This is a genomic window from Sphaerisporangium melleum, assembly GCF_014646695.1.
In the GTDB taxonomy this organism is placed as follows: domain Bacteria; phylum Actinomycetota; class Actinomycetes; order Streptosporangiales; family Streptosporangiaceae; genus Sphaerisporangium; species Sphaerisporangium melleum.
Window position 1 is genome coordinate 59328 of record NZ_BMNT01000038.1, and the last position, 20924, is coordinate 80251.

Consider the following 20924-nt stretch of genomic DNA (forward strand, 5'->3'; position numbering starts at 1 on the left):
ACTCTGCCCGCCCCCATGCCGGCCGTTCTCGCCCCGGCGCCATGGCCACGTAGCGTCCGGGGGACGGCGTGCTAGGAGCGCATCCGCCGGCCCCGGCGGCCGGGCGGGACGACACCAGGCCGGCGCTGATCAGCCCGGCCGAGCTGGCCGACAAGCTCGGCATCCCGCCGCCCACCCCCCAGCAGGCCGCCGTCATCGAGGCGCCGCTGGAGCCGACGGTCGTCGTCGCCGGCGCCGGGTCGGGCAAGAGCGAGACCATGGCCGGCCGGGTCGTCTGGCTGGTCGCCAACGGGCTGGTCCACCCCGAACGCGTCCTCGGCCTCACCTTCACCCGCAAGGCCGCCGCCGAGCTGGCCGCGCGCGTCCGCAAGCGGCTCACCCGCCTGGCCGAGGTCGGCCTGGCCCCGGCCGAGCTGCTGGAGACCGAGCCCACCGTGTCGACCTACCACTCCTACGCCGCGCGGCTGGTCACCGACCACGCGCTGCGCGAGGCGATGGAGCCGACCATGCGCCTGGTCAGCCCGGCCATCTCCTGGCAGATGGCGGCCCGGGTGGTCGGCCGGTACGACGGCCCGATGGACCGCATCGACCTGGCCCCGCCGTCGGTCACCGCGGCCGTGCTGGAGCTCGCCGGCGAGCTGGCCGAGCACCTGCGCACCCCCGGCGACGTGCGCGAGGTCGGCCACTGGCTCGACGAGCGCCTCGCCCGGCTCACCGGCCGCCCGACCCTCGTCCAGCGCAGGCCGGTGCGCACCCAGGAGATCCGCGAGCAGTTCCTCCCGCTCGTCGAGGCGTACGAGCGGGAGAAGCGCAGGCGCGAGGTCATCGACTACGGCGACCAGATGGCGCTCGCCGCCCGCATCGCCGACCGGCACCCCGAGGTCGGCGTGATCGAGCGGGGGAGGTTCTCGGTCGTCCTGCTGGACGAGTACCAGGACACCAGCCACGCCCAGCTCGTCCTGCTGCGGGCGCTGTTCGGCGGCGGCCATCCGGTCACCGCCGTCGGCGATCCCTGCCAGTCGATCTACGGCTGGCGCGGGGCGTCGTCGGGCAATCTCCGGCGCTTCGTGCACGACTTCCCCACCGCGGCCGGCCGGCCCGCCCCGGTGCGCAGGCTCTCGGTGAGCTTCCGCAACGGCGAGCGGGTGCTCGACGTCGCCGCCCGCGTACAGGGCCCGCTGCGCGCCGAGGCCCGCGAGGTGCCCGTGCTGGTCCCCGGCGGCAACCGCGTCGGGCGCGGCCGGGTCATCTGCGCCTTCCACGAGACCGCCGACGGCGAGGCCGAGTGGATCGCCGGCGAGGTGGTCCGCCTGCTCGGCAGAGAGGTCGCGCCGGACGGCCTGCCGTGGGGGGACGGCGAGCGCGACAAACTCCGCGAGAAGGTCAAGTCCAGCGGCCCGTGGGGCGGGCCGATGGCGCTGCAGCCGCAGGACGTCGCCGTCCTGGCCCGCAAGCGGTCGCAGTTCCCCGCGCTGCGCCGGGCCCTTGAGGCGCGTGGCATCCCGGTCGAGGTGGTCGGCCTCGGCGGGCTGCTCACCGTCCCCGAGGTCGCCGACCTGGTGGCGACCCTGCGCGTGCTGTACGAGCCGACCGCGGGCGACGCGCTCGCCCGGCTGCTCGCCGGGCCGCGCTGGCGCATCGGCCCCGCCGACCTCAAGGCCCTCGGTGACCTGGCCAGAGAGCTCACCGCGACCACCCGGGGCGGGCCGGCGGCGGACGACCCGCTGGAGCAGGCCGTGACCGACATGCGCGAGGAGCGCGGCAGCCTGGTCGACGCCCTGGACGAGCTGGCCGACCGTTCCGAGTGGCTGGAGCGGTTCTCGCCGCTCGCCCGCGCCCGGCTGCCGCGGCTGGCGCACGAGTTGCGCGTCCTGCGCGCGCACGCGGGGCAGCCGCTGCCCGACCTGATCAGCGAGATCGAGCGGCGCACCGGCCTGGACATCGAGGTGGCCGCCCGGGGTGGCGGTCCGCTGGCGGCCCGCGCCGACCTGGACGCCTTCCTGGACGCCGCCTCCCGGTTCGCCGGCGACGCCGAGGACCCCACCCTGGGTGCCTTCCTCGCCTACCTGAAGGCGGCCGAGGCCGAGGAGTTCGGTCTGGAGGCCGGCCGGGTCGGCGAGACCAACAGCGTGAAACTCATGACGGTCCACGCCTCCAAGGGCCTGGAGTGGCCGGTCGTCATCGTGCCGGGCCTGTCGCAGATCACCAGCCGGCGTGGCGGGCCGGCCAAGGGCAGCGTCTTCCCGGCGACCCCGGCGACCAACTCGCGGTGGACCGAGAACCCACGCAAACTGCCGTACTCCCTGCGCGGCGACCGGTCCGACCTTCCGGCGCTGGCGGGGCTGGAGAAGGACGACCTGGCCGAGTTCGACGAGCGCTGCCGCGAGCGCGACCTGATGGAGGAGCGGCGGCTCGCCTACGTCGCGGTCACCCGGGCGCACTACCTGCTCATCGCCTCGGGCTACCGCTGGGGTTCGGCCGCCAGACCGCTTGAGCCGTCCGACTTCCTGCGCGAGGTCCGCGACTCCGGCGGCCAGGTCGCGCAGTGGGCTCCCGAGATGGCGGAGGGCGCCGCCAACCCCCTGCTCGCCGAGCCCGCCTCGGCGTCCTGGCCGGTCACGCCGGAGGGCGAGCGGCAGGACGCCGTCCGTTCCGGCGCCGCGCTGGTCTTCGCCGCCTTGGGCCACCTCTCCGCGGCCCCGGCCGCCTCCGGTCCACCTGCCGCGCCTCCCTCGTCCACCGCGCCGGGTTCGTCCGCCGCACCCGCCTCGTCAGCCGTGCCGGGTTCGTCCGCCGCGCCCGGTCCGCGGTCCGATGCGTCCTCGGTATCCGTCCCGATGCCGCCCGCGGCCGGTCAGAACGGAGACGTCTCCCGGGCCGCTCCCTTCCTGGACGAGCCTGCGCAAGATGCCCCTTTCCCGGATGAGGCCGCCAGGGACCTCCCACAGGCGCCCGCGGCCTCGCTCAATGGCGCGTCCTGGGACGACGTGCCTTTGCCCGAGCCTTCCTGGGATGACCCGGGTGAGGCCGCCTGGGACGAGGCGCCCTGGGACGAGGTGTTCGCGGACGAGGCGCTGTGGGACGAGGCGACCCCGGCGGACGCCTCTCGGCCCGAGGCGTTCCCGCAGGACGCCACGCGAGACGAAATGCCCGCCCGCAACGCGCAGGAGCACCGGCCGTCCGAGGAGATCCCGATCGCCGAGGCCGCGCTGAAGGAATGGGAGCGCGAGCGCGTCCGGGCCTGGGCGCGCGACACCGAGCTGCTGCTCAGAGAGCGGGAGCAGGGCAGGCGGCGTGGGGGCGGCCTCGTGGAGCTGCCCGCGCACCTGACCGTGTCCTCGCTGGTCACCCTCGCGGCCGATCCCACCGCGCTGGCCCGGCAGATCCGCCGCCCGCTGCCGCACCGGCCCGCGCCGCTCGCGCGCCGTGGCACGGCCTTCCACCGCTGGCTGGAGGGACGCTGGGGCCAGCAGCGGCTGATCGACGACCTGGAGCTGCCCGGCGCGTCCGACGAGCTGTCGGAGACCGACGTCCGGCTCGCCGAGCTGCAGGCCAGGTTCGAGGAGAGCACCTGGGCGGCCCTGGAACCGGTCGACCTGGAGGTGCCGTTCGAGACGATGATCGCCGACCGGCTGGTGCGCGGCCGCATGGACGCCGTCTTCACCGAGGACGACGGGTACGTGGTCGTCGACTGGAAGACCGGCGAGCCCCCGCGCGGGCGGGCCGGCGCGGCCGCGTCGGTGCAGCTCGCCGCCTACCGGCTGGCCTGGGCCCGGCTCGCCGGAGTCCCGCTGGACAAGGTCGGCGCCGCCTTCCACTACGTGCGGCTCAACCAGACCGTCCGTCCCGTCGACCTTCTCGACGCCGCCGGCCTGGTCCGCCTCGTCGAGTCCGTCCCCACGGACGCCTGACGGCGGGCCGGCGCGCAGGTCAGCGCGCCGGCCCCGCGGCGGCGCGAGGTCCACTGGCAGCCATGGGGGAGCGGCCCGCCGGCGGCAGCCGGAGGACGAAGCGGGCACCCTGTACGGAGTCCTCGACGCGCAGCGTGCCTCCGTGGGCCTCGGCTATCTCGCGCGAGATGGCCAGCCCGAGGCCGCTGCCCGACGGGTCGAGCCGCCGGCCGTCCGCGAGCCGGGTGAACCGGGCGAAGACCCGCTCACGGTCTTCGGGCGCGATGCCGTCGCCGTCGTCGCTGACCACCAGCGTCGCCTCGCCCGCGGTGAGGCACGCGGTGACCCGGGCCCCGCTGCGGGCATGCCGCTGGGCGTTGGCGACGAGGTTCTCCACGATGCGCATGAGCCCTATCCGCGAGCCCGACACCCACACCGGCCCCCCGGCCCGTACGCGCACCGGCACCCGCCAGGCGCGCCCGCCGACGACCTCGCGGGCCAGGGCGGTGAGGTCGACCGTTTCGGGTGAGGACCGGTCGGCGCCGCTCAGGCGGGCCAGCACCAGGAGGTCGTCGACGATCGACCCCAGCCGGTCGGTGGTCGACAGGGCCGTACGAAGCGCCTCGCGCTGATCCACCTCCTCCGGATGGGCGAGCGCCTCCTCCAGCCCCACCCGCAACCCGGCGATCGGGGACCGCAGCTCGTGCGAGGCGTCCGAGGCGAAGCGGCGCTGCTGCTTGACCGCGTTCTCCAGCCGCGCGAGCGTGCGGTTGGCGGTCTCGGCGAGCAGGGTGAGCTCGTCGTGCCCGGACGGCAGCGGGATCCGCAGGCTCAGATCGCTTCCGGTGATCTCCGACATCCGCTGGCAGATGGTCTGCACCGGGCGCAGCGTGCGGCCGAGCACGGTCCAGGTGACCCACCCGATCAGCAGCAGGATCGGCAGAGCCGCGACGGCGACACCGAAGTCCAGCTCTCTGGTGGCGAGGATGGCCGGTTCGGCGACGCCGGCGTAGACGACCGGCGCGTTCGCGGCCGGAGAGACCCGGATGGCCATCAGCATGGCGCACTCGCCGCCGGGCACGCAGCTCGTACCGGTCTGGAAGCGGTCGTCAGGCGGTGGGCGCAGCGTGCTCAGCGGGGGCTCCCCCTCGACGGCCTTGCTGGCGTGCACCACGTGGCCGCGGGCGTCGACGACCTGGATGAGGTCGACCTTGGAGTGCACGGGGATGACGTGTGGAACGCTGCCGTTGCGCACCGCGGCGCTCCACTGACCGGCCACGCTCTTGGTCGCGTCGAAGGTCTCCACCTCGACCTTGTAGCGGATCGCCGCGTCGATGCTGGCTCCCATCGCGGCGAGGAAGATCGCCGACAGCCCCACGGCCAGCAGGGTGCACCTCGCGCGTATCGAGCGGGGACGCCGCAGGCGTGGTGGCTTCATGACCTGCCGGGAGGCGTGCCGCGGCCGTTGTGGCCGGCGCTCATCGGCGCCGCGGGCCGCCGTCGCGGCGGCACCCACGGGTCGGGAACGGAGCGGGCTCGGAGGCCGGGGCGCAGGGAGTTCGGCATGAGAGGACTCCGATCGGGGAGGCGGAGAGTGGCATGTTGTGGCGGGCGGTCGGTGAGGGCGGCGCGGGGCCGGTGGCCGCGACCGGTGGCGTCGAGCGGGAGATGACACCCCGGCCGGTCGGGGAGCGGTGGCGGAGCGTACGGCGGGGCCGCGACGAGGTGCCACAAGCTTCTGACCTGGTTGAACGCTACCAGTAAAGTGGAATGATCCCAGGAAAAGAGTTAGTCAAGCTTGCTGTGCCAGGCCGCGTGCCGGGTCACCGGGCCACCATGTGGACCGAGGTGGACCTAGACCGTGCCGGGACTCGGTGGGCGACGACCGGCCGTGGCGACGGCTACCACGACCCGTTGGCGCGGCAGGACTTCCCGGCAAGGTGCGGGCTCGGCTCGTCCCCGGCCAGCAGGCCCAGCCGGCGGATGACCCCGGAGATCCGGCTGACGGGGAACTGCGACCCCGGTGCGTCGCCGGCCGGGGTGACCAGGAAAGCGGTGCCCCAGAGCTTCGCGCGCACGGTGACCCTGGCCCGCACCCCTCCGTCGTGGCCGTAGACGATCAGCTCCGCCGGGTGGTGGCGGCGCTGCGCCGGGATCTCCTCGGTACCGATCGCGAGCCGCACCCGCTGGAAGACCCGGGAGCGCACCCCCTCGGCGTACAGGCGGCGGCGTAGTGCCGCGAGCAACTCGGCGTCCCCGGCGGCGCGCTTCTCCGACACCGTTTCGTCGCCGCTCATCGGCCGGGCCCTCGTTCGCGTATCGGCAGGGCCGCGTCCGCAATCGGGGGCCGACACCCTTCTTCATCTCCCATATCGGATTCTTCTGCTTTTCCGCACATGACCCGCGCCTTCGTGAAGTGAATTCCCTTCTTCCCTTTCCCGCCCGGTCTCGATCTCTTGCCCGAGGTAAGGGAATGTTCGTAACAAACGTTCGCTGCCTTCCTTTGCCCGTCGCCCTCGTGAATCCCCGCTCCGCACCCCGAATGCCGTGCCGGACGACGTTGACGCGCTGGAACCGGCCGGGTGGCGCGATTCCGCGAGCGGGTACGAGCAGAGGAGAAAATCAGGTGAGGTAGTGGAATCCGGGCCTCGGGTGCATGAGGAAGTCGTGGTGGGAGATGGTCCAGGCGTAGGCGCCGGCCAGGCCGAACGCCACGATGTCGCCCACGTTCACCGACAGGGGGATCTCCCGCGCGAAGACGTCCTTGGGCGTGCAGAGCTGGCCGACGACGGTGACCGGCTCGCCGGTCGTGCCGGTGCCCGCGCGGCCGGTCGGCAGGACGGCGAGCGGCTGGTCGTGACCCTTGGCCGCGGGGGTGCGCAGGTGGTGGGTGCCGCCGGTGACCACGGCGAACACCTCGCCGTGCACCCGCTTCACGTCGATCACCCGGGTCAGGTACCAGCCGCAGTAGGCGGTCAGCGCCCGGCCCGGCTCGACACGCAGCGTCTCGCCAGGCGCGCGCAGACGGGCCAGCCCCCGCCCGTACGTCTCCCAGTCGAACAGCCGCTCCGGCTCGTGGTACGACACGGCCATCCCGCCGCCGACGTCGACCTCGCCGGCCGCCAGCTCCCGGGCGAAGGCCAGCACGGTCTCGGCCAGGCCGAGCAGCTCGGGTGCCCGCAGGCCGCTGGCCAGGTGGGCGTGGACGCCGCGCAGCCGCACGCGGGTGCTCGCCGGCAGCAGGCCGAGGCATTCGCGCACCCCCGCGGGGTCCATGCCGAACGGCGTCGCGCCGCCGCCCATCGCCAGTGACGCGCCCTCGACCGGGACGGCGAGGTTCACCCGCAGCAGGACGTCCGCCGGAGCGTCCATGCCGATGAGCCTGCGCAGCTCGCCGGGGCTCTCGACGTGCACGCGGTGGACGTCCAGGGCGAGCTCCGCGTCCGTCTTGCCGGGACCGCCGAGCGCCAGGCGGGCGTCCGGCAGCACCGATCGCAGGTGCCGCACCTCGCCGATGGAGGACACCTCGAACCCGTCCGCGTACGGCGCCAGGGTGCGCAGCAGGGCCGGGTCGGGGTTGGCCTTGACCGCGTAGTACAGCTCGGTGTCCCCGAGCGCCCGGCGGACGGCGGCGGCGTGCCGGTCGAGCGCGGCCAGGTCGTACACGTAGGCGGGGAGGGCCTCGGTGAGACGTTCGGCGCGCTCGCGCACCCGGTCCGGGAGGATCATCGCGCACCCCCCGCGAAGGGGTTGGCGACGGGGACGTATCCGGCGTCGCGATCGGCCGCGCGGGCCCACCGGGTCGCGAGGTTGGCCTTGGCGGGCAGCGGTGCCCCGGCCAGCAGGTCGGCGAGGGGCGCCGGGCGGCGCGGGCCGGCGTACCGGGCGACACGTGCCCCGGCGCCCGCCCACAACTCGCGCAGCAGCTCGTCGGGCGCGTGCGGCGCGGCGGCGCGGGCGACGGTGGCGGCGATCTCGGGGAGATGGTTCACCATGACGCAGTACACCACGCGGTTCCAGCCGCGGATGGGGTCATAGGTCGCCGCGCGGGTGACCGGATCCGGCAGGCCGGTCAGGTCGTGGCGTCCGTGGACGAGCTTGCTGCCTTCCAAATCCCGAAATATCACCTCAAGTGGCATGCCTTCGGCGTCGATGCCGACCAGCACGTTCTGCAGGTGGGCCTCCAGCACCACCCCGTGTCGGAAGAAGGCGTCGAGCGCCGGCAGCGCGACCAGGTCCACGTACGCCCCCCACCAGCGCGCCGGCTCCTCTCGCATCGCCGTGTCCGCCGCGGCCAGCGGGCGCGGCACGGGGGCGCTCGCGGGGTGCGGTGTGGCGCCGAGGGCCGCCAGCGCGCCCGCCAGGACGGGGACGACCCCCGGACCGGTGACGTCCCAGGGACTCGACCGGACGATCACCCCGAGCCCTTCGAGCAGCCGCCGGCCGAGGGACGCCGACCGGTACCCCGGCTCGGGCAGCCACCGCGTGCCGGGGAACCGCCGCGACAGGTCGGCGAACACCGGCTCCAGCCTGCCGCTCAGCTCGGTGGCCGAGATCAGCTCGTACCAGGCGTTCTTGCGCACGCAGTTGGTGATCCGCACGTCCAGGCTGAACTTCAGGCAGGCGCCGATCGCCGGCTCGTACACCGTCCGTACCGACGAGGTCGGGACCGCCGGGCGCGGTGCGCTGCCGAGGTCGACGAGCCGCCCGTCCTCCAGCGGGGCGGCCAGCTCGGCGGCGAGCAGTTCGAGCTGCCAGGGGTGGGCGGGCAGCAACGTGTACCCGGGCGGCGCCGCGCCGAGCCCGTCGACGGCGCCCGGGTCGCCGCCGCTCGCGAGCACGTCGTCCCGGACGCCGAGCAGTCGCAGCGGGAACGCGGCGTGCGTCTCGGGCGCGTACCTCGCCCACCCGGAGCCGCCCCTGGCCTTGGGAGAGGGGTGGAACGGGTGCCCGAGCACCAGTGCCTGCTCCGAGGCGAGCCACGGGTCCTCGGGCGGGGTGGCGGCGGCCCGCTCGCGCAGCATGACCGAGATCGCGGCGCGGCTGGCCGCGACCTGCCCGGCGAACTCCTCGTTGTACCCGGCACCGGCATCGCGCCGTGGGTGCGGCCGGCCGTCCCGCTCGTCGCGGGTTCCCGGTTCATCGTCCTGCGGGGCCCGCGGGGGTGTCACGGCGGGCGGGCCGCCCAGCTCGGCCTCGACGAGGCGTACGAGATGGTCCACCGACAGCGGGAGCCACGCGCCGCGACGCAGCCACTGGGCCGGCCCGTCGAAGCGGAGGGCGAGCCCGCCGGACGCCGGCACCCGGATCAGCGTGCCCGCCAGGCGCAGCAGCACGTACGGCGGGGCCGCCCACACCTCGCCCCGCGGGCCCGCCACCTCGCGGACGCAGCACCGCAGCAGCGCCGCCAGCGTCGCCCGCTCGGCGACCGCGTGCCACTCCTCGCCGGTCCTTGCCGCCTGCTCCGGCTCCTCGACCCGCACCGGGGCGGGAGAGCCGAGGGTGGGAAAGCCGCACACGACCCCGCTCACGAGTTCGCCTCTCTCCGTTGACGGTGGCGCAGGTAGTTCGGCCCGCCCGCCCCATAGTGCTTGTTGACGTCCGCCGCGACGCGCGTGCGGGCCATCAGGGTCGCGGCGCTGACCATGGCCTTGCCGGTCAGCCGGTCCGCGTCCAGCGTGCGGGCGCGCAGCAGCCGCGCCATCGGGTGGTCGCCGTGCTCGGCCAGCGCGCCGTCGAGGGCCTCGGCGACCCGTTCGGCACGCCCGGCGCCGGACGCGACGGCGGCGGCGGCCAGGTGCAGCGTGATCGTGACGAACACGTCGGCGAGCGCGTGCGGATCATCGGTCAGCAGGCGCCGGTCGGCGAAGTCCGGCACCGCGAGGCCGGCGGCGCGCAGCCGGTCCGGTGCGACGAGCAGGCCGTCGTTGTCCTTGACCAGCAGCCGCAGGCGCGCGTGGTCGTCGAAGACCAGGGCGAGGTTCTGCTGGTGCGCCTCCAGCGCGATGCCGTAGCCGACCAGCAGGCGGACGTTCCAGGCGAACAGCACCCGCAGGTAGTCGTCCAGCAGCGCGCCGGTGTCGCCGCCCCGGTAGCGCGCCGCCAGCTCGTCCAGCACCAGCCCCCCGCCCGGACCGCACGCGGGGGACGGGGCCGGCAGGGCGGCGACCGAGACGATCTCGCCGGGCGGCAGACGGCGGAGCATCCAGCCGAGGTACTCGTGCCCGGTGTGCGCGTAGGTCTGCTCGTCGGCGAGCAGCACCGGGAGGTCCGGCTCACGGCGCAGGACCTCGCGCAGCAGCGACTCCGCCCGCGCGCCGTCCTCCAGCGTGCCGGGCTTGATCGATCGGCGGTTGCGAGCGCCCAGCGTGCTGATGGGCAGCGGAAGCTTCAGGTGCGTCCGCGCGTCCACTTCGACGGTCCGCATGGACAGCGTGGGCCGTACGGTCAGGTGTGGCGCGTCCAGGAGGATCACCCCGGGGATCTCCCGGACGGCCGGCGCCGTCAGCGGGTGGACCGGGAACATCATGGTCGTGCCGTCGCCCGCCGGCCACCAGCCGGGAAGGCCGCCCGGCTCCCCGCCGTCCCGCCCGGCGCCATGCTCGTTCCTGCGTCCCGGCCGATGCCCGTCCGTCCACCCGGCCCGGTGTCCGTCCGCGCCGCAGGCCACGCTCGTGTCCCGGCACGCCGCCGCCGCGCCCCCCGCGGCGGTCACCAGGCCGCTCGGTACGGCGGCCCAGCGCAGCGGGAAGGACGGCGCGAACTCCGGGGCGTACGCCAGCAGTTGGTCGTCGGTCAGGCCCGGCCGGGCGCGCGAGGCCGGGTGGACGGGGTGGTCGGCGAACGCGGCGAGCGTCTCGTAGGCGATCGTCGTGCCGATGCCCCGCGCGGCCGGCCGGAGCGCGTGCCGGACGCGGGCCAGCACCTCGCCGCGGTGCCGGTCGTGCAGCTCGTACGCGCGAAGCGCCGCGTGACACTCCGCGGCGAAGGCGGCCACCCCTTCGGCGTCGGCCGAGTCGGCCACCAGCATCAGCGTCTCGATCACCTCGGCCAAGGTCAGCGACTCCTCCGGTGCCACCCTGAAGTCCTGGTAGAGCCGTCCCGGCACCAGCCGCACCCGCCGTCCGGCGGGCAGGACGATCTGGACGGCGTCCTTGCCGCGGGTCACCCGGCCCGCCAGCCCGCCGTAGTCCTCGCGGATCAGGGCGTCCAGCACCCGCGCGGCCAGGTACGGCTCCGGGGCCCCACGGCTCGGGTCCCGGCTCATTCCACCACCCAGGGCGTCCGGGCACGGAAGGATGCGAGGGCGTGGTCGACGGCCGCGCGGTCCGGGCCGGCGGCGCGCACCACGCCGAGGTAGTCGCGGTTGGTGTGGGTCAGCTCGACGGTGTCGCCCGGCGCGCGCAGCGGCCGGTGGCGGAGCCGTACGCCGCCGATCGTCTCGGCCACCTCGCCCGGGCCGGACTTCACGACGCCGCTCCGGGGCGCGACCAGGCTCACCGCCGCCCCGTGCCCGGTGACGGATGGCGGGGCCTGGGCGGGCTCGCCGAGGTGCACCCGCAGGATCTGCTCGAACAGCGGTACGCCGAGCAGTTCGGCGAGCAGGAAGTCGCAGTTGTCGCCGATGAGCCGGTAGTTGATCTCGATGATCCGCGGACCGTGCGCGGTGAGGGCGTATTCGGTGTGGCAGGCGCCGAATCCCACGCCGACGGCGGCCAGCGCCCGCAGCACGTGCTCCCGCGCCGCGGCCTCGATCCGGCCGCCGGCGCCCGTCGCGGTCTCGGCGGCCGCGGGGTTCCAGTCGAGCCGTTCCTCGATGAAGTGCGGGAGGGGCCCGAGAGTGGTGCGGAAGCCGCCGAGCACGTGCAGGGCGTGGCCGTCGCCGAGGGTCTCCAGGGTGCGCAGCGGCCCCTCCAGATACTCCTCGGCCACGAGCGTCGCCCCCGGGCGGCGTTCCCGGATGCCCGCCAGCGCGCGGGCCAGTTCGCCGGCGTCGGTCGCGAGCATGACCTCCTCGCTGGCCACTCCCTCGCGCGGCTTGACGACGACCGGAAACGGCAGGTCGCCGGGCGGCGGCTGCCCGGGCGGGAGCGTCGCGGAGCGCACCTGCTCCACTCCGGCGGCGGCGAGCGCCCGCCGGGTCAGCGCTTTGTTCTTGGCGGTCAGGCAGGCGCGCCAGTCCTTGCCCGGCAGCCCGAAGTAGGCCGCGGCCAGGGCGGTCTCGGGCTGGACGTGGTCGGAGGCCGAGAAGATCGCGTCCGGCCGGTGATGGCGGGCCACGGCGTCGATCACGGCGCGGGCGTCGCGGACGTCGGTGCGCAGTGCCTCGACCCCGGCATGGCGTTCCGGCTGGTCGGTGAGCAGCGTCACCTCGCAGCCCAGCGCGCGGGCGGCCGGGAGGAAGCCTTGGGTCAGCGAGTCGTTCGGGTTGAGCGCGGTGACGTACAGCCGCACGCGGGCACCCCCAGGATTGAGGTAAGGCTAACCTAACCGGGTTGACCCGCCGAATCTTAGCCGTACCTCGATCGCCTCGCCGCCCCACGTGCTGAACGCCCCGAATGTCCGTGTTCTACGCGTGCAGCGGTCATTTCGGACGGCCATCGTCGGCGGCATAAGATGGGCAGCCTGCTGGGAGGGAGTCGTACGTGGGGGACATCTCGGAAGGCCGGCCGCTGCTCGGGCCTCTGCTCCTGGCGCGGGGAGGCGTCGACAGGTCCGCCGCGCACCGCACCGACGAGGCATGGCTGAAATCCGCCTGGGCCGACCCGCGCACCCGCGTCCTGCTGATCAGCGACGGGAACACGCTGATCCGCCGCGACAACGGCACCGCCGGCCTGGTGTTCCTGTCCCCGCGGCAGGCGCCGCCCGGCGAGCGTTACCTGCTCGGCGTCGATCCGGAGGGCATCGCCTACTTCGCCGTCGCGGTCGAGGGCGAGCTGCCGCCGCCGGCGCCCCTGCCCGAGGGCACCATGGTGGCCGAAGTGGTGCAGGACGTTCCCGACTGGGCCGACGTCGCGACCGAGGGGCTGCGCAAGGTGGGGGCCGCGCTCGGCGATCGCGACGCGGGGCTGCTGGTCAACGCCGTGGCGCTGGAGGCGTGGCACGCCACCCACGAGCACTGCCCGAGGTGCGGCAGCCGGACGAACATCCTGTCCGGCGGGCACGTGCGCGTCTGCCCGAACGACGGCAGCCAGCACTTCCCGCGCGTCGACCCGGCCGTCATCATGCTCGTCCACGACGGAGACGACCGCTGCCTGCTGGCCCGCGGCCCCCAGTGGCCGGAGGGGCGCTACTCGGTGCTGGCCGGGTTCGTCGAGCCGGGCGAGTCGCTCGAGCAGGCCGTCGCGCGCGAGGTCCTGGAGGAGGTCGGCGTCACGGTGGCCGAGCCGCGCTACCTCGGCAGCCAGCCGTGGCCGTTCCCGCGCAGCCTCATGCTCGGGTTCTTCGCGCGGGCGACGTCCACCGAGATCACCCTCGACCCCGCCGAGATCGCCGAAGCGATGTGGCTGACCCGGTCCGAGCTGGGCGCGGCCGTCGAGAACGGCGAGATCAGGCTCCCGCCGGGCGTCTCGATCGCCCGCCGCCTCATCGAGACCTGGTACGGCTCCCACCTTCCCGGCGACTGGTGACCCCGGTCCCGTGACCCGCCGGAGAAAGTCGGTCACGCGTACGGCCGCGCGGGCTTTGCGCCCACGCGGCCATCTATGTCCCACCAGGCTCGCAGCCGCCCGAGATCAGGCGCCGGCCTGGGCGAGCAGGCGCTTCAGCTGGATGATCGAAGGGTTCGTCAGGGCGGTGCCGTCCTCCAGGACCACCGTGGGGACCGTCTGGTTCCCGTTGTTGACGCTCATCACGAATTCGGCCGCCACCGGGTCGGCCTCGATGTCGATCACTTCGTAGGAGATGCCCTCACGCGTCAGTTGGCTCTTCAGCCTCTTGCACGGGCCACACCAGCTCGTCGTGTACACCTTGAGCGCCATTGTGTGCGTCATCCCTTCGTCGTCGGCATTCGCTGCCAACATCGCCGCCACCGCCGATGTTCCCGCCCGGCGGCAGGTGCGGTCAGGTGTGGGGACCCCGTCCCTCGCACCGGGCAAGGGGGTTGCGCAGTAGGGGTGGTCAGTGGGTGCGGACCTTGCTCAGGGACGGCAGGTGGGCCGAGGTGGTGGACGTGGTGGTCGGCTTGGGGATGGCCGGTGCCGCGAGCTTGCCGGCGACCCACTCGCGCACGCCTTCGGCCACACCGGGCTCACGGTAGAGCGGCGAGCTGTGGTAGTAGCCCGGCACCACCCGGATGTTCATCGCCACGCCGACCTGGTTGAGCTGCTCCTTGAGCAACTCGCTCTGGTAGGGCGGCACGAACTCGTCCGAGGAGTGCACGGTGAGCACCGGCGCGTCATGCGGGCTCGCGTGCCACGGGATCTCCATGCTGGACCAGACCTTCGCGCAGGCCCCGGTGGGACGGCAGCCGCCGGCCAGCGCGATCGCGGCCAGGCGGAGCTTGCGCTGGTCGAAGTCCGCGCCCTCGTCGCCGTCGGAGTAGGCGGTGAGGGGGGAGATCACCGGCGAGATGCCCACCACACCGCGGAGCCCGGGCAGGCCGTCCCGGTAGGTGCCGACCGCGGTGGCGAGATGGCCGCCGGCGGAGAACCCGACCACCACGTAACGGTCGGGGTCGAAGGAGAAGAAATCGGCGTGCTTGCGAGCCGTGGCGATGGCGGCCAGCGTGTCGGTGCGCTGCGCCGGCCAGGCGGCGTCCTGCGACAGGCGGTAATTGATGTTGAAGACCGTGTAGCCCATCTCGGCGTACGAGCGGCTGACGGCGGTCATGTACTTCTTGTCACCGCTGTTCCACCATCCCCCGTGGATGATGAACACCCCGGGCCGCCGCCCCGCCCGCGGCTCCCACCAGACGTCCATGCGCTGACGGGCCGACTGGCGGCCATAGGCGTAGGTGCGGACGATGGTCCTGGTGAGGACGTTCTCGGGAGAGGTCGGGGCCGTGGACGACGTGGGAGAGGGCGTGGGGGTGGGCGTCGGTGCGGCGCTGGCGCCGGCCGGCAGTGCGGCCGCCGGCGCGAGGAGCACGCCGGCCAGAGCGAGCATTCCCACCGTTACCGCGCTTCTCACTGGACTTTTTCCTTCCCCGAAATCCATGGCGCCCCCATTGTGGAGCAAACCGGGCTAGTTGTGCACGTTGCCGAGGCTTCCAGGAGATGCCCGGACCGCGTACGCCGGAAGCGTAGATCACTTGCCTGTGAGCTTCTTCAGGTTGTCCACAGGCCGTGCCGCGCGGGTGGCGGGCTGCTGGGAGGATGATGCCAGCAACCCGTCCGCACGGCACCAGACCGCACAGCAGGAGGCCCACTTGGAGCGCGACGACGCCCTCGCCGGGCTCGACCCCGAGCAGCGCGAGGTGGCCGAGGCGGTGCGGGGGCCGGTGTGCGTGCTCGCCGGCGCCGGCACCGGCAAGACGCGGGCGATCACCCACCGCATCGCGCACGCCGTCCGCAGCGGGGTGGTCGAGCCGCAGAGCGTGCTGGCGGTGACCTTCACCACCCGCGCGGCGGGCGAGCTGAAGCAGCGGCTGCGCGCCCTCGGCGCGAGTGGTGTCCAGGCGCGCACCTTCCACGCCGCCGCGCTGCGCCAGCTCACCTACTTCTGGCCGCGGGTGATCGGCGGCGACGCCCCGCGGGTCGTGCAGTCCAAGCTGCCCCTGCTGGTCGAGGCCGCCCGCCTCGCGCGGCGCTCGCCCGAGCGCGGCGAGCTGCGCGACGTCGCGGCCGAGATCGAGTGGGCCAAGGTCACCCAGACGCCCCCCGAGGAGTACGTCGCGCTCGCCGCCAAGGCCGGGCGCACCCCGCCGATCGCCGCCTCGGAGGTGGCGCACCTCTACGAGGCGTACGAGACGCTCCGGCGTGAGCGGCATTTGGTCGACTTCGAGACGATCCTCGAGCTCACCGCCGCGGTGATGACCGAGCACCAGGAGGTCGCCGCCGAGATCCGCCGGCAGTACCGCTACTTCGTCGTCGACGAGTACCAGGACGTCAACCCGCTGCAGAAGCTCCTGCTCGACACCTGGCTCGGCGGGCGCGACGACATCTGCGTCGTCGGCGACCCCAACCAGACGATCTACTCCTTCAGCGGCGCCACTCCCCGCTACCTGACCAACTTCGCCGTCGAGCACCCCTCCGCCGCGGTGATCAAGCTGGTGCGCGACTACCGCTCCACGCCGCAGGTCGTCGGCCTGGCCAACGGCGTGCTGGCCAAGGCGCGCACCCCGCACCGGCTGGAGCTGGTCGCCCAGCGGCCCGACGGCCCGAGCCCGGTGTTCGCCGAGTGCGACGACGAGCCGGCCGAGGCCGCCCTGGTCGCGATGCGGGCCAAGGAGCTCATCGCCCAGGGCGTGCCGACGCGCGAGATCGCCGTGCTGTTCCGGGTCAACGCCCAGTCCGAGCTGTACGAGCAGGCGTTCGGCCAGGCCGGCGTGCCCTACGTCCTGCGCGGCGCCGAGCGGTTCTTCGAGCGGCCCGAGGTGCGGCAGGCCGTCGTGCTGCTGCGCGGCGCGGCGCGTTCGGCCAATGACGCCGAGCCGCTGGTGCGCACCGTCCACGACATCCTCGCCGGCATCGGCCTCACGCCGGAGGCACCGGGGGGAGGGACCGCGCGCGAGCGGTGGGAGTCGCTGAAGGCGCTGGCCGACCTGGCCGAGGACATCGCGGCCGAGGGCGGCGACCTGCCGCGCTTCGTCGCCGAGCTGGAGCGCCGGGCCACCGAGCAGCACGCGCCGCCGGTCGACGGCGTGACCCTCGCCTCCCTGCACGCCGCCAAGGGCCTCGAGTGGGACGCCGTCTTCCTGGCCGGCCTCACCGAGGGCATGCTGCCCATCGTCTACGCCGAGACGCCCGAGCAGGTCGAGGAGGAACGCCGCCTGCTGTACGTCGGCGTCACCCGTGCCCGCGAGCATCTGCACCTGTCGTGGGCGCTGGCCCGCTCACCGGGCGGGCGCAAGGCCCGCCGGCCCTCGCGCTTCCTCGACGGGCTCACCGGCGGGGCCACCGCCGCCGGGTCGCCGGCGCGCACCGCCGGGCGGGAGCGGCGTGCCGGCAAGCCCCGTGTCGCCGTCCCCATCTCCTGCCGCGTCTGCGGCAAGACGCTCACCGCCGCCGCCGAGCAGAAGCTCGGCCGGTGCGCGACCTGCCCGGCCGACTACGACCAGGAGCTGCTCGAACGGCTCAAACTCTGGCGGACGAAAGCCGCGAAAGACGCGAAGGTCCCTACTTACGTGGTGTTCACCGACGTTACGCTCCAGGCACTGGCCGAGCGGGTCCCCACCACAGAGGAGGACCTGCTGGCGATCGCCGGAGTCGGGCGCGTCAAACTTGAGCGCTACGGCCAGGCCGTGCTGGACATCTGCCGCGGAGGGGAAGTGACGTGAACGAGGCGCTCAAGGAGGTCCTCGACCTGCTCGACCTGGAGCAGATCGAGCAGGACATCTTCCGTGGCCGCAGCCCGGAGGAGCGCATCCAGCGGGTCTTCGGCGGGCAGGTGGCCGCCCAGGCGCTGGTCGCGGCCGGCCGCACCGTGCCCGCCGAGCGCACCGTCCACTCCCTGCACGCCTACTTCATCCGCCCCGGCGACCCGGCGATCCCGATCGTCTACAACGTCGAACGCGTGCGCGACGGCCGCTCGTTCACCACCCGGCGGGTCGTGGCCATCCAGCACGGTAAGGCCATCTTCACCATGTCCGCGTCCTTCCACGTGCTGGAGGAAGGGGTGAGCCACCAGGCCGCGGTCATGCCCGCGGTGCCCGCCCCCGAGACGCTGCCGCTGTACCAAGAGCGGATGCGCGCCGTCGTCGGCGACCAGGAGCCGTGGCGCGAGTGGCTGGCCAAGCCCCGCCCGGTCGATGCCCGCTATGTCACGCCGCTCACCTGGGAGGCGTACAAGGACCCCTCGCTGCGCGGCTCCGAGACGCAGGTGTGGTTCCGATACGACGCCGACCTGCCGGACGACCCTCTGCTGCACGTCGTGCTCGCCGCCTACGCCTCCGACTACACGCTGGTCGACACCGTGCTGCTGTCGCACGGTCTCGCTTGGGGCGCCTCCAATCTCAAGGGCGCCTCCCTCGACCACGCCATGTGGTTCCACCGGCCGCTGCGGGTGGACGAGTGGGTGCTGTACGCCCAGGAGTCGCCGTGGTCGGGCAACGCGCGCGGTCTCGCGAAGGGGCAGATGTTCACCGCCTCGGGCGAGCTCGCCGTGTCGGTGGTGCAGGAGTGCATGATTCGTGTCGTGAATCCGTGAAATCGCAGGTAGAAAATATGTTGCCGGGCCGCAGGGTCCACGTTTAGAGTCATGCACAAGCCGGTCGGACGATCCCCGTCCGACGCCTGGAAGATCCCATTGGAGGTGAGCCCCGTGAAGCTGATGTCCATGACGCCCGCCATGCCGTGGCTCGCCTTCCCGTGTGCCGATGGCATGCACGACACGACCGCCGCCGGTCTCGGTGTCGCTCGCCATGCCGCTGCCATCGCCATGCCCGCCCTCGGCCTCACCGCCGATGGGCCGGCCAAACTCCGGCAGGAGAAGTCCGTCCGCGTCCAGGCCGACGCGGCGGTCATCGCCTACGGAGCCACCGCCCAGGTCGCCGGCTACGCGGCTGCTTTCCGCCGCCCGGCCGACGACGCGACCCCGAGCACCGCCAATGGTGGGGTGCAGGGTCCGCCACCCTGGAGGCGACCGGTCATAACCTGACCGGTCGAAACACCGCCTCCAGGCCGCGGATCCGTACCCAGGATCCGCGGCCTTCTTGTTTTTTCCGCCGCCAGATCCGACCACCACCCAAGAGGTAATGCCCCGATCAACCAGTACAGAAAGGTGACGCAGATGGCGGTTTGGACGACCACGGACCTGGTCGACGAAGCCGATATCCCGTGTCGTACCGACCCCGACCTGTGGTTCGCCGAGTCCCCGGAGGACGTCGAGTTCGCCAAGACCCTCTGCGGAGGGTGCCCGATCCAGAAGGCCTGCCTCGCCCGCGCGCTGGAGCGCGGGGAGCCGTGGGGCGTCTGGGGCGGCGAGCTCGTCCTGCGCGGAGCCGTCGTTCCGAGGAAGAGGCCGCGGGGCCGTCCCCGCAAGACTCCGGTCGCAGCCTGACCACCCGTACCACCCACCGTTCCACCTTAAGAAAGGCCACCACGATGAGCTTCCTGCCTACCTGGAGCAACGAGATCCCGTTTATCCGCCAAGAACTGGTGCGGGACCGAATACGAACGTTGCACCACGAGGCCGAGCAGCAACGTCTCGTGCTCCATCTCATGCGGGTGAAGCGCGCCCGCAAGCGGGCCGAGCGTGCCTCCCTCCGTCTCAGGCACGCCCTGACCCGTCTCGCCTGACCCTCCGGGCACACCTCCGCCGGCCGGCCGGTGTGCCCGCCGGGTCCGGCGCGGCCCGAACACTCCGGGACACTGCCCTCGGCTCTCCCGCCCGCCCGGCCACCATGCCGGGCGGGCCTCGCCGCGTGGTGTGGTGTTCCTGCCTGGTCAGGGCGCCGGCCGTGCCGCTGAGCCCGGGGCACTGCCTTCGGCTCGACCAAGCCCGCCCGGTCACCATGCCGGGCGGGCGTCGGCGTTCGCCGGTGCTAGATGCACGAACATGCCCCCGCCGGCCCACCGGTCCGGCGGGGGCGTCGGCGTGCCCACCGCCGTCCGGCGATCGCGTTGCCTTCGCCGGCGTTCGGGCATGATGGGCTCACCGCGAAGCGAGGGGAGACGACCATGGCTCGGCCCGGGCATCCCGGCGCGGACGAACTCGCGGAGCTGCGGCGCCGGCTCGTCGAGCTGGTGCGCGAGCGGGGCGGGGCGGTGACCGCGGAGGTGGCCGAGGCACTGACGTCGGTGCCGCGGCACACGTTCCTGCCCGGGACGCCTCCCGAGGCGGCCTACGACGACCAGCCCATCGTCACCAAACGCGACGCAGAAGGACGGCCGGTCAGCTCCTCCTCCCAGCCGACGATCATGGCGATCATGCTCGACCAGCTCGGCGTCGAGCCCGGCCACCGGGTGCTGGAGATCGGCGCCGGGACCGGCTACAACGCCGCGCTCATGGCGTACATCACCGGCCCGCGCGGGGAGGTGGTGAGCGTCGACATCGATCAGGACCTGGTCGACGCGGCACGCGAGCACCTGGACGAGGCCGGATACCCGCAGGTGCGCGTGGTCCGCGCGGACGGGGCGGCCGGGTTCGCCGAGCGGGCGCCGTACGACCGGGTCATCGCCACGGTCGGGGTGTGGGACCTTGAGCCCGCGTGGCTCGACCAGCTCGCCCCCGGCGGGCGGATCGTCGTTCCGCTCGACCTGCGCGGCGTGCAGTGCTCGGTGGCGCTGGAACGCGCGGACGGACGCTGGACCAGCAGGTCGGTCATGCCGTGCGGTTTCATGCGGATGCGCGGCGTCGCCGCCGGCCCCGAGCGCTCTTACGTGCTGGACGCCGACCGCCGGCTCGTCCTGGAATCACCCGCCGGACGCGAGCTCGACGTCGCCGCGACCCGGGCGCTGCTGGCCGAGCCGGCCGTCGAGCGGGACACCGGGGTGACCGCCGGTTCCGCCGATGTCATCGCCGGGCTCAACCTGTGGCTGGCGATGCACGAGCAGGACTGGTGCACCGTGACCGAGGCCGGCACCTCCGGGGTGCTCCGGCAGCCGCCGCTGTCCCTCCAGCCGTTCAGGCTCACCCACGGCATCACCGGCGATGACGGGCTCGCCGTGCTGCGGCGCGGTCCTGGTACGGACGCGTCCTTCGATCTGGTCGCCGCCGGTCACGGTCCCGGCGGCGGCGCCCTGGCCGAGCGGCTCGCGGCGCACGTCCGCCGGTGGGCGGCCGCCGGCCGCCCCGCCAGCACCGCCCTCTACCTGGACGCCTATCCCCGGGCCACCCCCGACGACGCGATGCGCGGTGACGCGGTGATCGACAAGACCCACACCCGCCTCGCCCTCTCCTGGCCGCACCCGCTCTGACCCGGCGTCCAGCTGT

16 protein-coding genes are annotated in these 20924 nt (G+C 73.7%); 8 read left to right on the forward strand and 8 right to left on the reverse strand.

What is annotated here, in order from left to right; translation table 11 throughout:
• Positions 1-125 precede the first annotated feature (125 nt).
• A complete protein-coding gene (locus IEY93_RS28965; protein WP_189166341.1) occupies positions 126-3911 on the forward strand; it encodes a UvrD-helicase domain-containing protein in 3786 nt (1261 codons plus the stop codon).
• 19 nt (positions 3912-3930) lie between these two features.
• Here IEY93_RS28965 and IEY93_RS28970 read toward each other — a convergent pair whose 3' ends face one another.
• From IEY93_RS28970 to IEY93_RS28995, 6 genes are all read right to left on the reverse strand, one after another.
• Entirely contained in the window at positions 3931-5328 is a 1398-nt protein-coding gene (locus IEY93_RS28970; RefSeq protein WP_189166311.1) for a sensor histidine kinase, read from the reverse strand.
• A 463-nt stretch (positions 5329-5791) separates the two neighbouring features.
• On the reverse strand, positions 5792-6187 hold the full coding sequence (locus IEY93_RS28975) for a hypothetical protein (RefSeq protein WP_189166312.1): 396 nt from the start codon (positions 6185-6187) through the stop codon (positions 5792-5794).
• Between the two features lie 325 nt (positions 6188-6512).
• On the reverse strand, positions 6513-7619 hold the full coding sequence (locus IEY93_RS28980) for an alanine racemase (RefSeq protein ID WP_189166313.1): 1107 nt from the start codon (positions 7617-7619) through the stop codon (positions 6513-6515).
• Positions 7616-9421: an IucA/IucC family protein gene (locus tag IEY93_RS28985; protein ID WP_229691565.1), complete on the reverse strand. Its 1806-nt coding sequence runs from the start codon at positions 9419-9421 to the stop codon at positions 7616-7618. Before IEY93_RS28985 ends, IEY93_RS28980 begins: the two co-directional genes overlap by 4 nt.
• The gene (locus tag IEY93_RS28990; RefSeq protein ID WP_189166314.1) at positions 9418-11157 is read right to left on the reverse strand and encodes an IucA/IucC family protein; all 1740 of its coding nucleotides are present in this window, start codon (positions 11155-11157) and stop codon (positions 9418-9420) included. Before IEY93_RS28990 ends, IEY93_RS28985 begins: the two co-directional genes overlap by 4 nt.
• On the reverse strand, positions 11154-12344 hold the full coding sequence (locus IEY93_RS28995) for an ATP-grasp domain-containing protein (RefSeq protein WP_189166315.1): 1191 nt from the start codon (positions 12342-12344) through the stop codon (positions 11154-11156). The genes IEY93_RS28990 and IEY93_RS28995 overlap by 4 nt, the downstream gene beginning before the upstream one ends.
• 200 nt (positions 12345-12544) lie before the next feature.
• Between IEY93_RS28995 and nudC the strand changes: the two genes are divergently transcribed.
• Positions 12545-13519 (forward strand): NAD(+) diphosphatase, encoded by a 975-nt coding sequence (gene nudC / locus IEY93_RS29000; RefSeq protein ID WP_189166343.1) that lies wholly within the window; start codon positions 12545-12547, stop codon positions 13517-13519.
• A gap of 105 nt (positions 13520-13624) precedes the next feature.
• Here nudC and IEY93_RS29005 read toward each other — a convergent pair whose 3' ends face one another.
• Positions 13625-13870 carry a mycoredoxin gene (locus IEY93_RS29005; RefSeq protein ID WP_189166344.1) on the reverse strand — a complete coding sequence of 82 codons (246 nt, stop codon included), beginning with the start codon at positions 13868-13870 and terminating at the stop codon, positions 13625-13627.
• A 139-nt stretch (positions 13871-14009) separates the two neighbouring features.
• Positions 14010-15020: an alpha/beta hydrolase gene (locus IEY93_RS29010; RefSeq protein WP_229691567.1), complete on the reverse strand. Its 1011-nt coding sequence runs from the start codon at positions 15018-15020 to the stop codon at positions 14010-14012.
• Positions 15021-15258: 238 nt separating this feature from the next.
• Here IEY93_RS29010 and IEY93_RS29015 point away from each other — a divergent pair, with 238 nt between their 5' ends.
• From IEY93_RS29015 to fxlM, 6 genes are all read left to right on the forward strand, one after another.
• Positions 15259-17328 carry an ATP-dependent DNA helicase UvrD2 gene (locus tag IEY93_RS29015; RefSeq protein WP_189166345.1) on the forward strand — a complete coding sequence of 690 codons (2070 nt, stop codon included), beginning with the start codon at positions 15259-15261 and terminating at the stop codon, positions 17326-17328.
• Positions 17325-18197: an acyl-CoA thioesterase gene (locus IEY93_RS29020; protein ID WP_189166317.1), complete on the forward strand. Its 873-nt coding sequence runs from the start codon at positions 17325-17327 to the stop codon at positions 18195-18197. The genes IEY93_RS29015 and IEY93_RS29020 overlap by 4 nt, the downstream gene beginning before the upstream one ends.
• A gap of 114 nt (positions 18198-18311) precedes the next feature.
• Entirely contained in the window at positions 18312-18647 is a 336-nt protein-coding gene (locus IEY93_RS29025; protein WP_189166318.1) for a hypothetical protein, read from the forward strand.
• A 132-nt stretch (positions 18648-18779) separates the two neighbouring features.
• On the forward strand, positions 18780-19049 hold the full coding sequence (locus tag IEY93_RS29030) for a WhiB family transcriptional regulator (protein WP_189166319.1): 270 nt from the start codon (positions 18780-18782) through the stop codon (positions 19047-19049).
• 44 nt (positions 19050-19093) lie between these two features.
• A complete protein-coding gene (locus tag IEY93_RS29035) occupies positions 19094-19288 on the forward strand; it encodes a putative WhiB-interacting protein (protein ID WP_189166320.1) in 195 nt (64 codons plus the stop codon).
• Between the two features lie 381 nt (positions 19289-19669).
• Positions 19670-20908, forward strand: coding sequence for a methyltransferase, FxLD system (gene fxlM, locus IEY93_RS29040; protein ID WP_189166321.1), 1239 nt, complete (start codon positions 19670-19672; stop codon positions 20906-20908).
• The last annotated feature ends 16 nt before the right edge of the window (positions 20909-20924 follow it).

Bases quoted from the DNA above. Each gene is read 5' to 3' on its own strand.
- IEY93_RS28980 (WP_189166313.1), bottom strand. From the start codon at position 7,619: ATGATCCTCCCGGACCGGGTGCGCGAGCGCGCCGAACGTCTCACCGAG.
- IEY93_RS29030 (WP_189166319.1), top strand. From the start codon at position 18,780: ATGGCGGTTTGGACGACCACGGACCTGGTCGACGAAGCCGATATCCCG.
- IEY93_RS28975 (WP_189166312.1), bottom strand. From the start codon at position 6,187: ATGAGCGGCGACGAAACGGTGTCGGAGAAGCGCGCCGCCGGGGACGCC.
- fxlM (WP_189166321.1), top strand. From the start codon at position 19,670: ATGGCTCGGCCCGGGCATCCCGGCGCGGACGAACTCGCGGAGCTGCGG.
- IEY93_RS28970 (WP_189166311.1), bottom strand. From the start codon at position 5,328: ATGAAGCCACCACGCCTGCGGCGTCCCCGCTCGATACGCGCGAGGTGC.
- IEY93_RS29035 (WP_189166320.1), top strand. From the start codon at position 19,094: ATGAGCTTCCTGCCTACCTGGAGCAACGAGATCCCGTTTATCCGCCAA.
- IEY93_RS28990 (WP_189166314.1), bottom strand. From the start codon at position 11,157: ATGAGCCGGGACCCGAGCCGTGGGGCCCCGGAGCCGTACCTGGCCGCG.
- IEY93_RS29005 (WP_189166344.1), bottom strand. From the start codon at position 13,870: ATGGCGCTCAAGGTGTACACGACGAGCTGGTGTGGCCCGTGCAAGAGG.